21 protein-coding genes are annotated in these 19,077 nt (G+C 34.6%); 13 read left to right on the plus strand and 8 right to left on the minus strand.

The annotated features are described in order from the left end of the window. Positions 1–182: 182 nt before the first annotated feature. The 3 genes from ES765_RS20050 to ES765_RS20060 all read right to left on the minus strand — a co-directional run bounded on the left by ES765_RS20050 (position 183) and on the right by ES765_RS20060 (position 2,134). A complete protein-coding gene (locus ES765_RS20050; protein WP_138116115.1) occupies positions 183–944 on the minus strand; it encodes an SDR family NAD(P)-dependent oxidoreductase in 762 nt (253 codons plus the stop codon). A 5-nt stretch (positions 945–949) separates the two neighbouring features. Then, a complete protein-coding gene (locus tag ES765_RS20055) occupies positions 950–1,588 on the minus strand; it encodes a WG repeat-containing protein (RefSeq protein ID WP_138116116.1) in 639 nt (212 codons plus the stop codon). Positions 1,589–1,732: 144 nt separating this feature from the next. After that, a complete protein-coding gene (locus ES765_RS20060) occupies positions 1,733–2,134 on the minus strand; it encodes a hypothetical protein (protein ID WP_138116117.1) in 402 nt (133 codons plus the stop codon). Positions 2,135–2,224: 90 nt separating this feature from the next. On the opposite strand from ES765_RS20060, the gene ES765_RS20065 reads away from it, so the two are divergent. The 5 genes from ES765_RS20065 (at position 2,225) to ES765_RS20085 (ending at position 7,108) form a co-directional block, all read left to right on the plus strand. Next, positions 2,225–3,376, plus strand: coding sequence for a PAS domain-containing sensor histidine kinase (locus ES765_RS20065; RefSeq protein ID WP_138116118.1), 1,152 nt, complete (start codon positions 2,225–2,227; stop codon positions 3,374–3,376). Beyond that, positions 3,376–4,425 (plus strand): response regulator, encoded by a 1,050-nt coding sequence (locus ES765_RS20070; RefSeq protein WP_138116145.1) that lies wholly within the window; start codon positions 3,376–3,378, stop codon positions 4,423–4,425. The genes ES765_RS20065 and ES765_RS20070 overlap by 1 nt, the downstream gene beginning before the upstream one ends. 101 nt (positions 4,426–4,526) lie before the next feature. After that, positions 4,527–5,372 (plus strand): universal stress protein, encoded by an 846-nt coding sequence (locus tag ES765_RS20075; protein WP_138116119.1) that lies wholly within the window; start codon positions 4,527–4,529, stop codon positions 5,370–5,372. 15 nt (positions 5,373–5,387) lie between these two features. Next, positions 5,388–6,230: a universal stress protein gene (locus ES765_RS20080; protein WP_138116120.1), complete on the plus strand. Its 843-nt coding sequence runs from the start codon at positions 5,388–5,390 to the stop codon at positions 6,228–6,230. Positions 6,231–6,268: 38 nt separating this feature from the next. Further along, the gene (locus ES765_RS20085; RefSeq protein ID WP_138116121.1) at positions 6,269–7,108 is read left to right on the plus strand and encodes a universal stress protein; all 840 of its coding nucleotides are present in this window, start codon (positions 6,269–6,271) and stop codon (positions 7,106–7,108) included. Positions 7,109–7,149: 41 nt separating this feature from the next. Here the strand turns inward: ES765_RS20085 and ES765_RS20090 are convergent, their stop codons facing one another. After that, positions 7,150–7,449, minus strand: coding sequence for a thioredoxin family protein (locus ES765_RS20090; RefSeq protein ID WP_138116122.1), 300 nt, complete (start codon positions 7,447–7,449; stop codon positions 7,150–7,152). 111 nt (positions 7,450–7,560) lie between these two features. Here ES765_RS20090 and ES765_RS20095 point away from each other — a divergent pair, with 111 nt between their 5' ends. The 8 genes from ES765_RS20095 (at position 7,561) to ES765_RS20130 (ending at position 14,543) form a co-directional block, all read left to right on the plus strand. Further along, entirely contained in the window at positions 7,561–8,397 is an 837-nt protein-coding gene (locus ES765_RS20095; RefSeq protein WP_138116123.1) for a universal stress protein, read from the plus strand. 3 nt (positions 8,398–8,400) lie between these two features. After that, entirely contained in the window at positions 8,401–9,255 is an 855-nt protein-coding gene (locus tag ES765_RS20100) for a universal stress protein (RefSeq protein WP_138116124.1), read from the plus strand. A gap of 64 nt (positions 9,256–9,319) precedes the next feature. Continuing rightward, complete coding sequence (locus ES765_RS20105) at positions 9,320–10,159, plus strand: universal stress protein (RefSeq protein WP_138116125.1); 840 nt, start codon at positions 9,320–9,322, stop codon at positions 10,157–10,159. 24 nt (positions 10,160–10,183) lie between these two features. After that, on the plus strand, positions 10,184–10,594 hold the full coding sequence (locus ES765_RS20110; protein ID WP_138116127.1) for a hypothetical protein: 411 nt from the start codon (positions 10,184–10,186) through the stop codon (positions 10,592–10,594). A gap of 71 nt (positions 10,595–10,665) precedes the next feature. Then, positions 10,666–11,565, plus strand: coding sequence for a mechanosensitive ion channel family protein (locus ES765_RS20115; protein WP_138116129.1), 900 nt, complete (start codon positions 10,666–10,668; stop codon positions 11,563–11,565). A 1-nt stretch (position 11,566) separates the two neighbouring features. Further along, the gene (locus ES765_RS20120; protein WP_138116131.1) at positions 11,567–12,412 is read left to right on the plus strand and encodes an ATP cone domain-containing protein; all 846 of its coding nucleotides are present in this window, start codon (positions 11,567–11,569) and stop codon (positions 12,410–12,412) included. A gap of 4 nt (positions 12,413–12,416) precedes the next feature. After that, positions 12,417–13,787, plus strand: coding sequence for an MBL fold metallo-hydrolase RNA specificity domain-containing protein (locus tag ES765_RS20125; RefSeq protein WP_138116133.1), 1,371 nt, complete (start codon positions 12,417–12,419; stop codon positions 13,785–13,787). A 114-nt stretch (positions 13,788–13,901) separates the two neighbouring features. Then, positions 13,902–14,543: a hypothetical protein gene (locus tag ES765_RS20130; protein ID WP_138116135.1), complete on the plus strand. Its 642-nt coding sequence runs from the start codon at positions 13,902–13,904 to the stop codon at positions 14,541–14,543. 13 nt (positions 14,544–14,556) lie between these two features. Here the strand turns inward: ES765_RS20130 and cls are convergent, their stop codons facing one another. The 4 genes from cls to ES765_RS20150 form a co-directional block, all read right to left on the minus strand. Beyond that, complete coding sequence (gene cls / locus ES765_RS20135) at positions 14,557–15,966, minus strand: cardiolipin synthase (protein WP_138116137.1); 1,410 nt, start codon at positions 15,964–15,966, stop codon at positions 14,557–14,559. A gap of 193 nt (positions 15,967–16,159) precedes the next feature. Continuing rightward, entirely contained in the window at positions 16,160–16,837 is a 678-nt protein-coding gene (locus ES765_RS20140) for an ABC transporter ATP-binding protein (protein ID WP_138116139.1), read from the minus strand. 11 nt (positions 16,838–16,848) lie between these two features. Next, complete coding sequence (locus ES765_RS20145) at positions 16,849–18,111, minus strand: ABC transporter permease (protein WP_138116141.1); 1,263 nt, start codon at positions 18,109–18,111, stop codon at positions 16,849–16,851. After that, positions 18,108–18,923 (minus strand): efflux RND transporter periplasmic adaptor subunit, encoded by an 816-nt coding sequence (locus tag ES765_RS20150; protein ID WP_138116143.1) that lies wholly within the window; start codon positions 18,921–18,923, stop codon positions 18,108–18,110. Before ES765_RS20150 ends, ES765_RS20145 begins: the two co-directional genes overlap by 4 nt. Positions 18,924–19,077 lie beyond the last annotated feature (154 nt).

Genomic DNA, 19,077 nt, shown 5'->3' on the forward strand with positions numbered 1-19,077 from the left:
CTTTAGAGTAGATTACCATAGATAGATTTTTAGATTAATGAATTGAATTTCAACACTTTAATTTACTGAAAATCTATCTTTTTTGTTGCATAATAATCAAATATTATTAATCGAACTCAGGTTTATACGTTGATGATTACAGCTAAATTATTCAATTCAACAATTCTATAAATAACTATCACTTATACATTTAACATTCCACCGTCCACCAAGTGGGTGCAACCGGTAATGTACTTACTTTCATCAGAAGCCAAAAACAGGGTCATTTCTCCAACTTCTTTTGATGTTGCATAACGACCAAGTGGTACTGCAGCCTCAAAGCCTTTCATCACTTCGGTTGGACTATCAGGGGACATATCCGTTTCTATCCTACGCATCATTTCATTATCGACCGGACCAGGATGAATCGTATTCACTCGAATCTTGCGTGATGCATTTTCTGCAGCAGCAACCTTCATTATTCCAACAACAGCATGCTTTGTAGCCACATAAGCCCCTAATCCTGGAAAGCCTTTAAGACCTGCCACTGAAGAAGTTATGATAACACTGCCACCTTGCTCCATTTTTGGAATTATATATTGACAGCCGAGCCAAACGCCTTTTAAGTTCACTGCAATCACTTGGTCAAAAACTAATTCTGGATATTCTTCAATCGACTTGGAAACTCCTTCAATACCCGCATTGGCGAAAAATATATCAATTTTCCCGAAGGCTTCTAGAGTATGGTTCAAAAACTTAATGGTATCTTCTTTTTTAGATACATCCGCATGACAAAAAGAGAGGCTTTTATCTTGCAATTCAGCTTTTGACTTCTCAATTGCCGCTTTATTACTATCTACCAGTACTACTTTCGCCCCTTCATTCATAAACAATGCTGCCGTAGCAAGACCGATGCCTCCCATACCACCAGTAATGATGGCAACTTTATCTTTTAATCTTCCCATTAGTATTAATTTTTTGTTTGTACTTTTTTAATTTTCCATCCTTGTTCAGGATTATAGATAGCAACTACCCCAACATGTAATACTTTAGCTCTAATTTCTGGCATTTCATATCGCTTTAAGGTCAATAGAATATAATCTCTTCTCTCAAAATAGTCAGTTACTTTTCCAGAAGTGTTGAGCATTACATCAAAAAACTTATAGTCGTAAATTTTAAGTTGGAATTCATTTTTACCCTTAAAGGTTTTATCAAACAGTACACCTGTGGTATAACCATTATGGAACGGATAAATATTTAGGAATTGTGGCTCAAATACCACGGCTCCAGTAGTGTCTATAAACCCAAATACAGGTACACCATCTTCAATGGTTTCTGTGATTACACATAGTCCTTCATTAAACATAGGATACCCTATACCGGAAATATCAGATTTGGATGCATCTGCATTTTGACTCGAATACACATCATCCCTGAAATCAATTACTAATGTTCCTTCCTCATTTATAAAACCCCATTGACTCCCTTTACGAACGGCAGCCAGACCTTCACTATATGGTGCGATTTCATCAATATTCTCTAAACTTTGTGCGTTTATCGGTAAAGCAATCAGTAGCATTACTACCCATAAAATCATCGTATTTCTCATAACTTTATTTTTAAATGTCAAGCTAAAGTTAGGATGGAATACTTGGGAATACTATGACCAATGTCAGTACACTTAAATCAAGTTAAATGTTTTTATTAGAAAGTAGTATGGTCTTTAAACACCATAAGAGTATTAAATGAACGATTATCGAAACAGGATTTCAATTTTTGAAAGAAGTATCAACTCTGCCTTATTTTTTCCTGCATATGCGTTTGCCATGGCATTTGCAGTATCCAATACCAATCTTTTTACTGCTGGGGTGAATATCTTATTATGCTCTTTATAGAATTCTTTAAACTGTTTGAAACTATCTTCGGCCCCTTTTTCATATTCTAATGACCAATCAAATGTAGTCTCGATTCTGAATGCGGCGTCTGAACCATATTCATCTTCAATGCTATCTACCGCTAACCAATAACTGCGTATATACGACCGTAAATGGTCAATTTCCTTTGTATGCACCGTGCCATCTATACTGGCCATGGCATAAAACAATTTTCCTAAATTTTCGTAAAGTTCTATTCCGAATTTCTGTTTATTCAACATACCTCAAATTTTGCGATTAATAATCAGAAAAATTAGCGTTATAATATCTGCTTTTCTATGATATTAATCAGTTAAAGATTATATTTAAAAATGAATGTTTTTGAAAAAAATAGTAACATTTTCAATCTTTTGTCCGAAGGTATTTCTGAGGGAATTATTGTTGTTAACACGCAACAAGAAATTGTAGCAACCAATTCATCTGCAGAGGAAATGTTTGGTTATGACAAAGAAGAACTTATAGGAAAATCTTTAGATTGTATCATCCCTAAAAGATTTCATCATAAACATACCGACCACTTTTCCCATTTTATGGAAAAGAGTGAGAAAAGAAAAATGGGTAATGGTCGTGATTTAAGTGGTCTTCGAAAAAATGGGGAGGAATTTCCTGTAGAAGCTGGTCTAAATCCTTTTACCCTGTATGGTAATACCTATGTAATGGCACTTGTGACCGACATTACAGACCGAAAAAATTACACTCAAAATCTAGAACTTACCGTTCAAGAACGAACGAAACAATTAACAGATGCACTTGTAAAGGAAAAAGAACTCAATGAACTTAAAACGAGGTTTTTATCGTTAGTATCGCATGAATTCAAAACCCCACTTAGCAGCATACTTACCTCTGTAACCTTACTTTCAAAATATAAAGAAACGGGTCAGCAGGAAAAACGAGATAAGCATGTAATTACTATTAAATCAAAAGTTAGACAACTAGATACAATACTTAACGATTTTCTTTCTGTTGAACGTTTAGAGTCAGGTAATGTAAATTATGACGCAGCAGAATTTCCATTAAGTAGATTGGTCAATGAGGTGGTATATGATGCCAATATGTTATTAAAAACTGGTCAGCATATACGATACCCCGATAATGTAGATGAAGTTCTTATAACATTTGATGAAAAAACATTGGCATTGGCACTCTCTAACTTATTGCAAAACGCCATAAAATATTCACCAGAGGATTCAACCATACAAATTATCTTTACCGAGGATCGAGATTTCTTTGTACTTGAGGTTATCGATCAAGGTATAGGTATTCCTGCTCCGCAGCAGAAACATATCTTCGACCGCTATTTTAGGGCAGAAAACGCCATTTTATTACAAGGTACCGGTATTGGTCTAAATATAGCCAAACAGCATCTTGAGAATTTAGGAGCCACACTTACTTTTGAAAGTCAAGAAAATGTAGGTTCCACATTTACAATACGAATCTCAAAAGCGTCAAAAAAAATAAAATGATGAAAACTATTTTACTTATAGAAGACGATCGTGCCCTGCGAGAAAATACAGCAGAGTTACTAGAGCTTTCCAATTACAACGTACTTACTGCACCTAATGGTAAAGTAGGAATTGCCACTGCAAAAGAAAATAGCCCTGATGTTATCATCTGTGATATTATGATGCCAGAAGTTGATGGGTACGGTGTATTAAAAGAATTGTCTGCCAACGAGCTAACTAAAAACATTCCCTTTATTTTTCTTTCTGCAATCACAGAGCATAAATCCGTAAGAAAAGGCATGGACTTAGGTGCAGACGATTATTTAACTAAACCTTTTGAAGAAGAAGATTTAATAAGTGCGATTGAGAGTAGGTTGGCCAAAGCGAAACTTCTACAGCAAATCTCAACAAAAAAAAAAGAGGCCTCTAGAAATTCAGAGGAAATAGGTAATCTGCATCAACTAAAAAATTATTTTGACGATAACGGCGAAATTATAAAAGTGACCGAAGGTGATGCTATTTATGAAGAAGGAGCAAGGTCTACGAGTGTATATCTTATTTTAAAAGGAGTCGTTAAATGCCATACCATGGATCAAGATGGTAAAGAACTTATTACTTCTTTATATCATGCAGATAATTTTTTAGGTTTTACTTCTTTAATGAATGATGTGGTATATCCAGAATCGGCCACTGCTTTAGAATATGTAGAACTAGCATCAGTACCCAAAGAACAATTACATCAAATAGTGGCAGAAAACCATATTATTCCCTTAGAGCTGATGTCCCTTCTTTCTGATAATATTTCAGATATAAAGCATCAACTTTTACAAATGGCCTATAGCTCTGTTCGTAAAAAGACAGCTCAAACTCTTTTACAATTTGCACAAATAATGAATAAAGATGCTTCTGAATGTATTAAGATATCCAGAGCCGACTTAGCCAGTGTTGCCGGTATTGCCACTGAAAGTTTGATAAGAACCTTATCTAGTTTTAAAAAAGAAGGACTTATCGAGATTGAGGGCAGAAACATTCGTGTTAAAGAATTAATGGCTCTTAAATACATCACGTAACCCTTCCTTGTTTTACTAGTTTGATTCTGGTGCCATGATAATTATCATAGGTTTTCTTTTTAACCTCTAATACTTTTAGACGGTTATAAAAAAGAGAGTCTATGAAAAACATACTTATTCCTACCGATTTTTCGAGCAATGCGGCGCATGCATTATCCTATGCGCTAAATTTATTCAAATGTGAGCGTACCAACTTTTACTTATTGCATGCCTATGCAGATCAAGTATATGGTCCATTTAAAATGGTAGATAACACCTCTTTTTTAAGCCAAAAAGAAGTCATTAAAAAAGCTTCGCAAAATTTATTGGATAAAATGGTGGGTGAAATTATTGAGAAAAAACACAATCCAAAACATCAGTTCGAATCTATTACTTCTTTTGACTCTTTGGTAGATGGAATCAACGATTTTGTAAATGAAAAGAATATTGACCTTATAATTATGGGCACCAAAGGCAAGACTGCAGATAAAAAAATCTCTTTTGGCAGCCATACCGTTCAAGTTTTCAAATATGTAAACTGCCCAGTTCTTGCAATACCAGATAATTTCGAATATAGACAACCTAAGAAAATTCTTTTCCCAACAGCCTTTATGCTACCCTATAAACGTAGGGAATTAAAACTTCTGGATATTCTTGCGGCCCAATTTAAATCTCAAATTCAAACTCTTTATATTTCTGATTTTGAAGATTTGAGTCATAGGCAATTAGACAATAAGAAATTTTTGGAAGAATCCTTGCCGAATGGCATGGTATCATTTATACGGACAGCCGTAAAAAACAAAGCCGTGGCCATAACAGAGTACATTTCCACACATGATATTGACCTCTTGGTCATGGTCAATTCAAGACATTCATTTCTAGAGGATATGCTATACAAATCAACTATTGATGAAATAGGACTAACGCCTATAGTGCCTTTCTTGGTAATGCAAAACTTATCTCGATAATCTTAAAAAAAACCAATGAAAAAAATACTGATAACAACAGACTTTTCAGAAAATGCTTGGAATGCAATTTTCACGGCATTAAAAGTTTACGCTAACGTGGAATGTCATTTTCACATACTGCATGCCTACGAACCTAATGCATTAAACTTATTAGGACCAAAAAGTCAACAACGACTTGGTGTCATTTACGATTCTCTTTCAACATATTCTGAACAAGAACTACAAGAAATTCTAACATACCTAGAAATTAACCACTTAAATCCTGACCATAAATTTACTAGCATTTCAAAACCGGAAACATTGGTAGAAGCTGTTAAAAGTATTGTAGCCGAAAAGGATATCGATATTCTCATAATGGGTACGCAAGGCGCTACAGGTGCCAAAGAGGTTTTCTTGGGCAGTAATACCGTGAAAATTCTAAAAATTATAAAGGATATTCCAATTTTTGCCATACCTGCTGGTTTTAACTTTCAAAAACTAAAAACCATCATATTTTCTACGGATTTTACTAAACCTTATAAAAAAAATGAACTTGAACAAACAATAGAACTTGCCAGTATTTGGAAAGCACAAATTGAAATTGTTCATGTTGCAATTGAATTTAATTTGAATGATGATCAAAAATCCAACAAAACCGTACTGAAGCAGAGACTAGCGGGATTGGATTACCATTTTAAGGACATTCCGTTTGAAATCAGTATTTCCCATAGTCTAGAAAATTATGTAGCCAATAAGGATTCTTCTATACTTGGAATCATACGTCATCAACATACATTCTGGGAAAAAGTTATTGGGGAGGCCATTGTTAAAAAGGTAGCCTTTCATTCTCATATACCGGTTCTATTCTTACCACAGTAAACTGTAAACCTTATTTCAATTAATTCATAATTGCCATCATGAAAAATATACTTATACCCACTGATTTTTCGCAAAATGCATGGAATGCCCTATCCTATGGAATTTCATTTTTCAAAAAGACGCATTGCGTTTTTCATATTGTACATGTAAATTCTATTAATACCAATGCTAGTGGCGAAGCTGCTATGTATGTTTCTCCTGAGATTTTAGAAGAAACTATATTAGCAGAAAGTAATGAGAAACTCGAACAAGTAGTAAAAAAAATCGAGCGATTACCTTTGAACCCAAAACATGAGTTCAGAACCTTGGCTTTATATGGTTTCTTGACCGACCATTTAAAAAGCGAGGTTCAAGAAAAAGAAATTGACTTAATCATTATGGGTACTAAAGGTTCAACCGGACTAAAGGCAGTTTCAATAGGTAGTAATACGGGTAATGTCATTACAAAAGTACCTTGCACTGTTTTAGCAGTGCCGGAACAAGCATCATATCATAGAATTCAAGAAATAGGGTTCCCTTCTGATTTTCAATTAAAACATCAATTAAAGGTTCTAGATACGATAAAAGATATATTTTTAATGAAGAAATCTACATTCCGGTTTCTATATATTTCCGTAAAAGGGGAAGAAATGAGTGCACTACAATTGAAAAACAAAACTCATTTACTTGATTATTTTAAGGATATGGAATGTTCCTTTCACCTGGTTACAGGAAAGAAAATTGATGAGTCCATTCAATGTTTTACAGAGAGTAGAAATCTTGATATGTTGGTTATGGTAGCGAAAAATCTTAATTTCTTGGAACGCATTTTATTTAGACCCACCGTAGAAAAAATCAGCTATCATACTAAAATCCCTTTTATGGTGATACATGAATAATATATGAACCAATCTTTAAGTAGTCAAAAAAAATAGCTACCCTAGGAATATTCATTTATTGCGGCTTTAAGCACTGCTTTTTCTATCATACCAGAATGTCTCCAAAGTGGCTCTTTATTTTTAAAGATAAAAAGAGTGGGCATCGTGCGAACCTTATATTTCTTCGCCAAAGAAGGTTGTTCCTCAACATCTATTTCTATCAGTTCTAAATTATTGCCCATTTCAGTTAATACCTGTTGAAGTATTGGGACCAAAAATTTACATGACGTGCACCATGTTGCATAAAAATTGACCAACACAGGCAGTTCAGAATCCACACTATTTATAAACTTCTTTTTCATTGAATTCTATTGAAACTTAAAAATAAGGAAATCAAAGACTTTGCTGACTGACCGATATCATGGTTTTTAAAAGTAACTGTACGTAATTTTATTCCTCTTAATACTACAACTATGACACGTATTTTATTACCTACAGATTTTTCGAAAAATTCCTTGACAGCTATACATTATGGACTTAGACTATTTAAGGACATGAAATGTACCTTTTATCTCATGAACACCTATATGCCACCTGTTTATCATACAGAGTACCTTATGGGTAGTCCTGCACAAATTGGTCTTGGAGACATTGTTAAAGAGAATTCTATGAATAATCTTGAGAGCTTAAAAAATGAATTAATGGAAGAATTTGAAAATCCATTACACACCTATATTACCCATTCTGCTTTCAATGTACTTTCAAGTGAGGTCTCACGAACCGTTGAAGCGGAACGTATAGAATTAATTATCATGGGAACGCATGGCGCAACAGGTGCAGAGGAAATTTTATTTGGCACAAATACGGTACACATCATTAAAAACGCTAAATGTCCTGTGCTGGCGATTCCTTCTGTCTTTGAATATGAAGCACCGGAACAAATCCTTTTTCCATCAGATTTTGAAGTTCACCTTGACAAAAAGGATATTTCCATTCTCTCAAAAATCATAAAAACACATATATCACAACTAAATGTAATGCATGTATTTACTGAGTTGGAACTTGAACCGAATCAATTGAAAAATAAGAAAAATTTCGATCTGCTATTTGACAACCAAGTACTTTTTCACGAAGTCGGTAGTAATGATGTTATTGCCGCTATCAATGCCTTTCAGTTAAAGCAAAAAGTGAATCTATTGGTGATGGTACAGAACAAACACAACTTTTTTGAACGTCTTTTCATAGAGCCTGTCATTAAAAAAATAGGGTTTCATGTTACCGTTCCCTTTATGGTAATACCACAATCGTAAAAAATGGAAATTAAAAACATACTTGTAGCAACAGATTTTTCTAACGAAGCCTATAATGCGCTTTTTTACGCTACACAAATATTGGCCTCAAAACCGTGTACCTTTCATATCATACATATTTATGATGATTTCACATCATCAACTAATACCAAAAATATTTTTTTTTTAGGTAAAGAGGAGTTGACACGTTTGCGAATAACATCTCAAGAGAATCTCACCGAGACAGTTCATAAAATTGTTCTTGATACCAGTAATAAGTTACACACGTACAACACGATATCGAGTAAAGGAACAATAGCTAGCGCTATTTCCCACACCTTAGACAATCTTGAAATAGACTTAATCGTCATGGGCAACAAAGGTAAAACGGGCGCAAAAGAACTATTTATGGGAAGTAATACGCTAAAGGTTGCAAATTCCATTATGCAGTGTCCAATACTGGCTATCCCAAGAGAAATTGCATATACACCATTAGATGAAATTGCATTTGTAACCGATTTCAAGAAAGGGTGTACCCGTAAAACCTTGGTTATGTTATTAACCCTTGCTTCTATTTCTAACGCTGCTATTAGAATATTGCATATTAATGACGGAGAGATAATGACTACAAAACAAGAAGCAAACAAAAAATTATTGAAAATTTGTCTCGCAAGTAAACCACATCGTTTTGATGCTATATTGAATTATGCCGATAAGGCAAATGTCATTCAAGACTATTTAACCGAAAACAAAATTAAAATGTTCTCTATGTCGTATCACAGAAGAAACTTTTTTGAACGTCTTATATACGAACCAGTGATTATGGATTTAAGTATTTATGCAAAAATTCCATTTTTAATTCTACCTATACAAGACTGATATATATCATAGTTCTTGTTCAGTTTGACATTTACTTTTAAGAAACTTTCTAAACAATATAACGATGAACAAACGGATTTTAATCCCTACGGATTTTTCGAAAAATGCCTTGAATGCCGTTCGTTATACCGTTGATTTGTATGCCAAATTAAATTGTGATTTTTATTTCATACATGTATTTAGTTTTGAAAAATATACAAATAACAGTCTGATCATACCAGAAGAAGGTAGTGCGCTATTTGAGCTTGCAATAGCAGATTGCGAAAAGAAATTCAAAAAATTACTCGATTCCTTAGAGTTGCACAATGATAATCCAAAACATAAGTATCATACAACATCTAGCAATAGTTATCTATCTGAAGCAATCAAAAAAATAATAGCCGAAAAAGATATTGAATTATTAGTTATGGGTACTAAAGGTGCTACAGGAGCAAAAGGTATTCTACTGGGAAGCAACACTGTAATGGCTATGGAAAAAATTAGAGAATGTCCTGTATTGGCCATTCCTGAAAATATACGTTTCTCGCCACCAAAAGAAATTGTATTCCCTACAGATTACAAGGACACATTCAAAAGAAGTGAACTCAATTATCTTATTGAAATTGGAAAGATGCACCAAGCGAACATTGCTGTTTTGCATCTTAATAAGAAAAAGGAACTTTCTGAAACTCAATTGAGTAATCAGAAATTACTACACGACATCTTAAGTGACGTAGCGCATGATTTTCATACCCTAACTGAAAGCGACTTAGGAAAGGGAATTCAAACTTTTGTGGAGAGTAGGAATAGTGATTTAATCGCATTTATTAATCGTAAACATTTCTTTTTTGGCAATGTGTTTTCAAGACCACTTGTAAAAGAAATTGGGTACGATGCAACAACACCTATTCTAGCATTACATTAATAGTATAACCTAAAGAAAAATATTATGAAAAAGGTAGGAATATGGATTGATAGTAAAAAGGCTATTATCGTAAGGGTAGCCCCAAATGGAGAAACGGTTGATACAATACATTCTGAGATTGAATTCTTTAATAGAACAGGTACCGGAGGTTCTCGCATAAAATCTGGTGTTACACAAGATGTAATCCATGAAAAAAAATATTTAGAAAAGGAAAAACATCAGTTCAAAAACTACTTTAAAACCATTGCAGATGCAATTTTAAATTGTGATGAATTCATGCTTTTTGGACCAGCGGATACCAGTGAAAAATTCAAAAAGGAATTAATGGAACAGTACAAGCCCTTGTTCGGAAAACTACTGGTAGTTAAAAAAGCAGATAGTATGACCGAAAACCAGATTAAGGCCTTTGTAAGAGATTTTTTTAGACATAATTAGTTAGTTGGTCATTGTCTAAAAATAAGACCGTCAGGGAAATGATTTCTTTGGCGGTTTTTTAAAATATACATATGGATACAGTTTTAGATTTATTTGAGAATCCAATGGTCGTTAAGCTGGCTAAATTAGTCATGTGGATCTTATTTATCATCCTATCTATTGGCTTTATACGGAAAATACTTAAAAAAAGGATAGAAAATATATCCGTTAGATATAAAGCTCAAAAAGGTATAGAGGTTATTGGGTACGTACTGATTATTTTTTTAATTCTTATGGCAGTTACTGTCGATAGTTTTAAAGACTATACCATTATAATAGGTCTGTTTACTGCAGGCATCACCTTTACCCTACAAGAATTAATACTTAGTATAGCAGGTTCTTTTTATATATTTTTTGTTCGAGTATATAAACCAGGTGACCGTATTGAAATAAATAATATAAAAGGTGATGTTATAGATATCGATAGTATTTACACCACAATCATGGAGATGGGTGAATGGGTAAGTAGTGACAATTATTCTGGTAGGATTGTAAAGATTAGCAATGCTTTTGTTTTTAAAGGTCCAATTAAAAATTACTCTATGGACTTTCCTTTCGTTTGGGATGAATTGAATATTCTTATCACCTATGGTTCAGATACCACATTGGCAAAAAAAATAGTACTCAATAGTGCTATTGAACTTTTATCTGAGTATACCGAAAAATCCAAAGTCAAATGGAAAGAGATGGTAGAACGATACTACATTGAAAATGCAACTTTAGAACCAACAATGGCCATCAACCTAACGGATAATTGGATACAGCTGAACTTAAGATATATAACAGACTACAAACGTAGAAGAAATACAAAGCACACCCTTTTTGAGCATATAGTACAAGCAATTCTGAATACCAATGGTAAAGTGAACTTAGCCTCTACCACATTGCAATTATTGCCAATTCCACCAATAGATATTACGTTAAAAAAATAAAATGGGAACGAACACAGCTATCGATATAATAAAGTCTTCTGGACAAAAAGTGAAATTCTCATTGGATAAGCTTAGGAATTCATTAAAACACAGCGGTGCAAATCATGAGTTGGTAGAAGAAATTATACGTAAGGTAAATGATGAACTTTTTGAGGGTATAACCACCAATGAAATTTATAATAGGGCCTATTCTATGCTCAAGAGGAAAAAATCGATTTTTGCCTCGAAATACAAATTAAAAAAAGCTATTTATGAATTAGGACCAACAGGTTTCCCGTTTGAACGTTTTGTTGCTGCAATTTTAGAGTATTCAGGGTATTCCGTAAAAGTAGGAGTAGTTATAAACGGTAGCTGTGTAACCCATGAAATTGATGTGGTAGCAGAAAAAAATGATATTTCAACAATCATTGAATGTAAGTTTCATAATGAAGAAGGCCGCAATTGCAATGTAAAAGTACCGCTGTACATCCATTCGAGATATAATGATGTAAAAGCCCAATGGAATATTAAAACTAACAATGTGCAAAGATTGGACAAAGGTTGGGTCGTGACCAACACCCGATTCACGGAAGACGCCATTAAATATGGCCAATGCGTAGATCTTTACCTTTTAAGTTGGGATTATCCAAAGAACGACGGACTTAAAGATCGCATCGATAGGCTTGGCCTATACCCTATTACAGTTTCTACACTGTTAACGAATCGTGAAAAAAAGTTTTTATTAAGTAGGGATATTGTTTTATGTAGGCAACTTTTAAAGGATAAGTTTTTTCTAGATCACTTGGATATTTCCCAACAACGTAAAACTAAAATCACCAAAGAATTAGGTCAACTCTGTAATTCATAATCGCATGAAAAAAATAAAAATTCAATTTTTAGGAGCCTCTGAAACCGTTACCGGATCCAAGTTCTATTTAGAAACTCCTGAACTAAATATCATGATAGACTGTGGTATGTTCCAAGGCCTTAAAGAATTACGAACTATAAATTGGGAACCACTACCCATAGACACCTCTAAAATAGATGCTGTTCTATTAACACATGGCCACCTAGATCATACAGGGTACCTCCCAAGATTGGTAAAAGAAGGCTTTAGAGGAAAAATTATGGCTACTGAGCCTACCTTGGCCATTACCCGAATTATTCTTTTGGACAGTGCCAAAATTCAAGAGGAACAGGCAAAAAAAGCGAATGAAGAAGGGTATAGCAAACATACACCGGCATTGCCTTTTTATTCCATCAAAGAAGCGGAGGACACCATTAAATTATTTGCTGGATGCAAAAAGAATGGTTGGAACCAACTTTCTAAAAACATCAAATGTAGGTATCGACCTAACGGGCATATCATTGGATCGACCTTTATTGAACTTGAACTATTCGGTAAACTTTTTGTGTTTTCTGGCGATGTAGGTCGAATTAATGACAAACTTCTTGCTCCACCAGAACGCCCAAAATGGGCAGATTATCTTTTCTTGGAAAGCACCTATGGGAATAAATTGCATCCAGAAGAAGACGTCGCCGAAATTCTAAGTAGCCTCATAAAAAAAACAATTCACAATAGGGGAGCTTTAATCATTCCTTCCTTTGCGGTAGAGCGCCTACAATTATTGATGCTTATTTTGTGGGAACTTTACAAGAAGAATAAAATACCTAATATCCCTATCTTTATAGATAGCCCAATGGGTAATAACGTACTTTCTGTATTTAAGCAATTTCCAGATTGGCATAAATTGTCAACTACAGAATTTGATACCATGACCAATCATGCTACCATAATTACTTCGTATGCGGATACATGGAAGACAATAGACGACCCAAGACCTAAAATTGTCATAGCTGGAAGTGGAATGGTTACCGGTGGTAGGGTGTTAACCTATATTAAGCAATTGATTGATGAGCCAAGTACTAACGTACTCTTAGTGGGCTATCAAGCAGAAGGTACTAGAGGGAGACAATTACTGGAAGGTGCCCATGAACTCAAAATATTCGGTAAATATATTCCGGTAAAAGCAGGTATACATCGTATTGAAAGTCTGTCCGCACATGCAGATCAAGCCGGACTTTTGGATTGGATAAGCGCTATTGAAAATGTACCAGAAAACGTTTTTCTTATACATGGTGAACCTAGTGCTTTAGATGCTTTTAAGGTGAAAATAGGCGACAGCAAAGGGTGGAACTGCCATATTCCTAAACGCAACGAAATTTTTGAAATTATAATCTAGTTATTCCTCTAAATAGTAGTTTCTAGGGCATCTTTCAAGTACTGATTTTTATCATATTCATTGAAGGTAACATCACCTACCTTGTAACCGTTTAAGATTAAAAATACATATCCTATGAAAAAGTTAGTACTAGTGGCGATTATCCTATTTATGGGCTGTTCTTCTATAAGTTTAGTGGAAAATTGGAAAAACCCAGACATTGTTTTGTTCAATGCCAACAAAGTACTACTGGTAGGAATGGCTAAAAATGCTGAAACTAGAGAATATTTCGAAAGTGAACTTCTGAATGAATTCGAGAATAGAAATATTGAAGCCATGCGTAGTATCGACGTGTTCGATGTGGCTCTTACCAATTCTAGAAAAACTGAAAAAGAGTTAGATGCCGTAGAACAAAGCCTTTTAGATAAAGATTTTGACGCTATACTTCTTACTAAAATAACTGGATCAGAAGATCGTGAAAATTTTTTAAAGTCCATTTCACGTTGGGATGATCACCAATCTCGTTTCAACGATGATTATCTAGAACATCAAGGTATTTACTATGATGAAAATTACTATGAGAAGTTTACAGTCTACCATGCAGAAACCACATTGTACTGCATTTGCGAAGGCAAAGAACGTGCCATGATTTGGAGAGGAATTATTGACATCACTGATCCCAAAAATATAGATAAGGCCATTGCTGATTATATAAAATTAGTAGTAGTAGCTATGGAAGATCAAGATTTGGTGTTTTTAAACTCCCTAAACGAATAGTAAAAAAAATAGCTTATAACAGTGGGCTCAATACTTTACCTATTCCTTCCTTTAATTTTTCTGACCAAGGTCGTTTAATAAATCCTTCATGGGTTAAAAGTTTGCTAGTGCTGCAGTCTTTTTCAAAATCTTCCTTTAAGAGTTTCGCAAAGTTCTTATTATACATAATAGCATTCACCTCATAATTCTGCTCAAAACTACGATCATCTAAATTAGCTGTACCGATGGTAGAGATAGCATCATCGCTCACTATTATTTTACTGTGTAAAAATCCATCAGGGAAAAGAAATATTTTGATTCCCGATTTCAGGAATAGTTCAAAATAGGAATGAACGGACCAACTAACCATTCTGTTATCGGCATTTTCAGAGACTAAAAGCCGTACATCGACACCACTTAATGCTGCTGTTTGTAGTGCCTGTATTAAAGCTTGGCCAGGTATTATATACGGGTTTGTGATATAAAGATACTCTTTGGCCTTATTAATAATTGAAAAATACGTCTGTTCCAGTACAGGAAAATCATCATCTGGCCCTCCTGCAACAATTTGCACTAGTTCGCTTAAGCTAGTGGTCTTTATTTCTACCGGTGGAAGCACCAAAGGTTGTAACAATTTTTGGCTTACCAAGTACCAATCCATCATAAAAACTTGATCTAAATGATTGGCCGCCTGGCCCTTTAAACCCAAATGCATATCATGCCAATTTCCTAAACCTACCTCTCCTTTTAGATATTTATCCGAAATATTGATGCCTCCGGTAAAGGCAATTTCGCCATCTACTACAATAATTTTTCTGTGGTTTCTGTAGTTCAAGGATGAAAAAAATCGTCCAAATTTAAACGGAAGAAAAGAACATACTTCCACTCCGATGGTAGTTAAACTTTTTATATAGGAGTTACTCAAAGAAAAGCTTCCAATACCGTCATAAATCATTCGTACGGTAACGCCTTGAGCAATTTTCTGTTCAAACAACCGCAATAACCTATCGGCAAGTTCACCTTCTTCAAAAATATAATATTGAATGTGTATTTGTGTCCGAGCATTTTCCAAGGCATAAAAAATAGCTTTGAACGTAGTTTTCCCATCCTTTAATAGTTGTAGTTCATTACCCGGAGTTGGCGGAAAATGAGAATTCTTATAGGTGAGAGTAATCAATTTTTTATACCTGCCATTAAAAGAATTGACCTGCTGAGAATTAGGTTTTGGCAATTTTAAGAACAAATCTTTTTTTAGCTGTAAAAGTTTGTGTTTCCGTCTATTCCTACCTATTAAAAGATACAAGAATATACCGCCTATAGGTATTGCAAAAATAGTTAATATCCACGCTAAACTCTTGGTAGGCTTTGCACCGTGAACTATTACGGAAAGCACTATAGATAAAGCAACTAGGACATAAATACCGATAAAAATGGATGTCCACATGGCATTTTAATTTTTAATGGAACTACTTTTCCATTTGTTATTTTTTTGATAATCAACAAGATACTATTAAAGTATCGGTTTTGGTATGATAAAAACCAGTCCTGAACACTTGTTTTATGATGTGAAAATTCACGAAATTTTACAACTCAAATTTCGACAAAATAAAACTAACCTTCTACTAGTCTAGCACAGTCTATTGATTTACGATGCGGCCATCTTCCATTTGTATAATATAATCGGTCCGTTTAGCAAAATCCCCATCATGGGTAACGATTAAAAGTGAGAGTCCTTCCTCCTCTTTTAACCGCTTAAAAATATTAAAAACATTATCAGCGTTATAACTATCCAAGTTACCTGTTGGTTCATCGCCCATAAGTATGGATGGATTATTAATTAATGCTCTTGCAATGGCCACACGCTGTTTTTCACCACCAGAAATACGCGATGCTTTCTGTTTCGCTAAAGGCTCGATTTCTAACATTTTTAATTTTTGAATGGCATCATGTTCTATTTCTTGAACGGATTTTCGAGCCAGCTTTCTGGCAGGCAGCATTACATTCTCCAAAACAGTGAATTCTGATAATAGGTAATGGAATTGAAATACAAAACCAATGTGCTCATTTCTAATACGTGACAACTCATTTGATAATCTACCGGTAACTAATTCGTTATTTAGAAGTAATTCGCCGGTATAATCAGTATCCATAGTAGAAAGTATATAGAGTAATGTAGATTTACCGGAACCTGATTTCCCCATTATGGAGGCAAACTCTCCTTTTTTAATAGCAAACGAAATATCCTTTAAGACATGGAAATCTTTAGGTTTCAGAAAGTGTTTATTAATATTTTTTGCTTCAAGTAAGATATCCATCTACATTATTCTTAAGTACCTCTAATAATTCGCACTGGGTCTATGCGTCTTGCTTTATTCGATGGAAGCCATCCGGCGATAAAGGTTGAAATCAAGGCAAATACAATTCCTATTGCATAGTAACCTGCATCAAAATTAACCGGATAGGTGGTAATGGTGGGCAGTGCATCGGTTTCAAAAGGTACTCCGTCAATTAGAACCGATAATACAAAACCTAAAACCAAACCCAAAATTCCTCCAACAATACCTATAATCATGGCTTGGCTCATAAAAATAAACTGCACATCTCTGCCTGAGAAACCCGTTGCCTTTAAGATGGCTATATCCTTCATTTTTTCATAAATGAGCATATTAAGAATATTATAAATACCAAATCCGGCTACAATAAGTAACGTAATAGATACTGCGTACGTAATCAGATTACGAATATTAGAGCCTGTTTCAAACTGCGCATTGGCCTCATTAATATCGGTAGCGGTCACAGTAAATTGTTTCTCCAACAATTGAGCGAATACCGGGGCATCTTCAATAGCATTAAGTTTGATGTTGATATCGGTCACATAATTCTGTGCTTCTCCTAAAATTCGCTGAACGGTCTTTAAATTGCAAAAGCTCTGAATATTATCAATTTCGGCTATTCCACTTTGATAAATGCCTACAATTTTTAGAGGAAAAATTGCTCCATGCACTGTGCTAATTTGAATTCTATCCCCTACTGATAATGACATTTTACTTGCCAAACCAGAACCTAACAAAATACCGTTGTCCGTGCTTTTTAATGCTTCAGGCGTGCCGTCGATAATATAATCCCGCATGTTCGACAAACGGGTTTCCTCCATAATCTCAACCCCTACCAAATTACCCCCTAATTCAATAGATCCGGATAAATAAAATATCTGAGCTCGCACCTGAGGCGTAGCCCCTTTTACTTTATCATTTTTTTTTAAATAGTTAAGAATAGGAAGCGCATTATGAATTTTCTTCTGCCCCTGTTTAGGTTTGATAGAGCTTATTATATGAACCGAATTTTCAAATCCTTGATACAATGAAATTGGCTGTTCTGCAGTAGGCTCTATCTCATTGTACAAATGAATATGTGGGGTTTGGTTTAATATAAGACTGTCTAACATGGTATTGAGACCTGTCATAAAGCTAATCAATGTAATGTATGCACCTATACCAAAGGTAACCCCTAAGGACGCGGTAATGGTAGATTTCATCTTGGTAAGCAGATGTGTTTTGGCAATATTCAATATGACCTTCCAATTGATCATTCTTTTGGTTTTAAAAGCAACATAGTCTCTGTAATACCAGATACAATCTCTACCCTATCTAAATTCTGGAGCCCCACTTCAACCTGAACCACACCAGTTTCTGTTACTATCGTATTCCCTTCCATTAGATATGTTCTGGGGATGGTAAGGGCATTTTCTTTTTCTGCAATTACAATATTTCCTTCCCCTGCCAGTCCAGGGTATAATAGTACAGGTGGTTCTGTAAAAAGTGCTTCAATCTTGAAGGTTTGTAACTGTGCATCCTTTTGCGGATATATTTTGCTGACCTTGGCCATAAATACTTCTGCAGGATAAGCATCTAACGTTATTAATGCTGGCTGGCCTACCTGTATCTTAATAATATCTACCTCATCTATCAACATTTCTATTATAAAATTAGTTGCACTACCTATAGCGCCAAGAGGCTCCATTGTACTAACAAGTTCACCAGGTTCTTTAACGAGAGCATATACCCTTCCGTTTATTTTACTGTTGACCGTATAGTCATCTGTCATTATTATTGTGGTTGTATAGCGATTTTTAGCCTGTACCATTTTCGTTTCCAAATCATATTTGGTGCGGGCATATCTTACATGCTGAAGTTTTAGTTGATTTTTCGAAAGTTCAAACGCCAACTTTCTAGCATCAAATTCAGCCTTAGAACCAATGCCTTGTTTCCAAAGTCGTTGTTGTCTACTGAAATTAATAGAATCATTGTTAAATGTTAATCGTGCTGCGTAAATCTCATCTTCAATCTCTTTTAAAATAGCGGCACTGCCCTCGAAGTGTTCTTTGGATTGTTGCAATGACAAAAAGGCATTTTCAGAATTTAGTTGAGAACCTGAGTTCGATTAAAACATAACTAGTTGATTTGTTTTAACGGTTTGATATTTGATGCTAGGTTTCTTGGGCAAGAAGCTATATGCAATAAGGCCTGAGATAATATTCACCAAGAAATTACCAAAG

This window comes from Maribacter sp. ACAM166, from assembly GCF_005771495.1.
GTDB lineage: Bacteria > Bacteroidota > Bacteroidia > Flavobacteriales > Flavobacteriaceae > Maribacter.

Bases quoted from the DNA above. Each gene is read 5' to 3' on its own strand.
- ES765_RS20050 (WP_138116115.1), bottom strand. From the start codon at position 944: ATGGGAAGATTAAAAGATAAAGTTGCCATCATTACTGGTGGTATGGGA.
- ES765_RS20055 (WP_138116116.1), bottom strand. From the start codon at position 1,588: ATGAGAAATACGATGATTTTATGGGTAGTAATGCTACTGATTGCTTTA.
- ES765_RS20060 (WP_138116117.1), bottom strand. From the start codon at position 2,134: ATGTTGAATAAACAGAAATTCGGAATAGAACTTTACGAAAATTTAGGA.
- ES765_RS20065 (WP_138116118.1), top strand. From the start codon at position 2,225: ATGAATGTTTTTGAAAAAAATAGTAACATTTTCAATCTTTTGTCCGAA.
- ES765_RS20070 (WP_138116145.1), top strand. From the start codon at position 3,376: ATGAAAACTATTTTACTTATAGAAGACGATCGTGCCCTGCGAGAAAAT.
- ES765_RS20075 (WP_138116119.1), top strand. From the start codon at position 4,527: ATGAAAAACATACTTATTCCTACCGATTTTTCGAGCAATGCGGCGCAT.
- ES765_RS20080 (WP_138116120.1), top strand. From the start codon at position 5,388: ATGAAAAAAATACTGATAACAACAGACTTTTCAGAAAATGCTTGGAAT.
- ES765_RS20085 (WP_138116121.1), top strand. From the start codon at position 6,269: ATGAAAAATATACTTATACCCACTGATTTTTCGCAAAATGCATGGAAT.
- ES765_RS20090 (WP_138116122.1), bottom strand. From the start codon at position 7,449: ATGAAAAAGAAGTTTATAAATAGTGTGGATTCTGAACTGCCTGTGTTG.
- ES765_RS20095 (WP_138116123.1), top strand. From the start codon at position 7,561: ATGACACGTATTTTATTACCTACAGATTTTTCGAAAAATTCCTTGACA.
- ES765_RS20100 (WP_138116124.1), top strand. From the start codon at position 8,401: ATGGAAATTAAAAACATACTTGTAGCAACAGATTTTTCTAACGAAGCC.
- ES765_RS20105 (WP_138116125.1), top strand. From the start codon at position 9,320: ATGAACAAACGGATTTTAATCCCTACGGATTTTTCGAAAAATGCCTTG.
- ES765_RS20110 (WP_138116127.1), top strand. From the start codon at position 10,184: ATGAAAAAGGTAGGAATATGGATTGATAGTAAAAAGGCTATTATCGTA.
- ES765_RS20115 (WP_138116129.1), top strand. From the start codon at position 10,666: ATGGATACAGTTTTAGATTTATTTGAGAATCCAATGGTCGTTAAGCTG.
- ES765_RS20120 (WP_138116131.1), top strand. From the start codon at position 11,567: ATGGGAACGAACACAGCTATCGATATAATAAAGTCTTCTGGACAAAAA.
- ES765_RS20125 (WP_138116133.1), top strand. From the start codon at position 12,417: ATGAAAAAAATAAAAATTCAATTTTTAGGAGCCTCTGAAACCGTTACC.
- ES765_RS20130 (WP_138116135.1), top strand. From the start codon at position 13,902: ATGAAAAAGTTAGTACTAGTGGCGATTATCCTATTTATGGGCTGTTCT.
- cls (WP_138116137.1), bottom strand. From the start codon at position 15,966: ATGTGGACATCCATTTTTATCGGTATTTATGTCCTAGTTGCTTTATCT.
- ES765_RS20140 (WP_138116139.1), bottom strand. From the start codon at position 16,837: ATGGATATCTTACTTGAAGCAAAAAATATTAATAAACACTTTCTGAAA.
- ES765_RS20145 (WP_138116141.1), bottom strand. From the start codon at position 18,111: ATGATCAATTGGAAGGTCATATTGAATATTGCCAAAACACATCTGCTT.